Annotated in this window: 2 protein-coding genes; one reads left to right on the plus strand and one right to left on the minus strand. The window is 32.2% G+C overall.

The window, feature by feature from the left end; genetic code table 11:
- Nucleotides 1–460: 460 nt before the first annotated feature.
- A complete protein-coding gene (locus AC27VX_RS23760; protein ID WP_410680559.1) occupies nucleotides 461–622 on the minus strand; it encodes a bacteriocin-like protein in 162 nt (53 codons plus the stop codon).
- Nucleotides 623–849: 227 nt separating this feature from the next.
- Here AC27VX_RS23760 and AC27VX_RS23765 point away from each other — a divergent pair.
- On the plus strand, nucleotides 850–1,073 hold a 224-nt coding region (locus AC27VX_RS23765), incomplete at its 3' end, for a hypothetical protein (protein ID WP_488698452.1).

Here is a 1,073-nt window from a genome sequence, read left to right on the forward strand (position 1 = left end):
ATAATCTATATCAACCGGGCTAAACCCCGCTTCTATTGAATAAGGATAGTCTTTCTTATAACTCCTTCCTTATGATCACAACACATTTATATTTATTCTCAACTTTCAACTTTCCATTATCCATTTTCAACTCTCAATTTTTCACTCTCAACTCTCCATTATTCATTGTAGATTCCTACGAATTATCATCCATTTTTCTACTGGTCTTATGACATAATTAAGATGACTTTTTATAGGTAACCTATAAAGCCGAATTTAGGCTAATATTTGGCTTATTATAAAGATTACTTATCATTGTAGCAAAAACCTACTGTTAAGCGAAAATAGAGCTTGCGTTTGATTGTATAGTGATGCTGTTTAAGACCTACGATATTAAGGATATATTCAGAGATTGGATTTTATTAAAAAAGAAAACCGTTCCAAAGGAAACGGTTTTTTGTTACATTTTGATGTTCAATGTTTACATATCACTGTTAGTGTCCGGGCATTTGAAATCATCGCTACAACCAGCGCATACAACTGTACCATTACAATAATACATACAGAACTCTGGTTCAGGAAGTGTAGCTCCTCCAGAAATGTTTTTTAACTGGCCTTTTCTTAGTTTTTTTAAATTTTTCATATCGTTTTAATTAAAATTTTGATAGTAAAGTAAAATTACTTAAAATATTTTTAATTAAACAAAAGATTTTATGTTAAATAGTAAAAAATAACTGGAATATTAATTACACGCTGGCAGAGTTGTAAGTTTTATTTTAATTATTTGAGTCATAACAAAATAAATATTAATTTTAGTACAGAGCTATCCTAAATGGCTCATAATATAAAAAATACTAAAAATCAAAAACTATGAAAAACTTTAAGAAACTTTCCAGAGAAGGTAGGAAAGGAATTATTGCCGGAGTTAACTTTCCTGCTAATTGTATTGAAGGAGGTGGACCTGGAGAAGGTGGCTGCTCTGTAGGGAATATATGTTCTGGTGGAAAATGCGTGCCTTACGATGGAAATCCCGGAGGAGGGGGAGGAAACCCTGGTGGTGGAGATGTATATACCTGTATCTGTCCTTGGGGGAC

Source organism: Chryseobacterium sp. 14P4.3.2 (genome assembly GCF_057799275.1).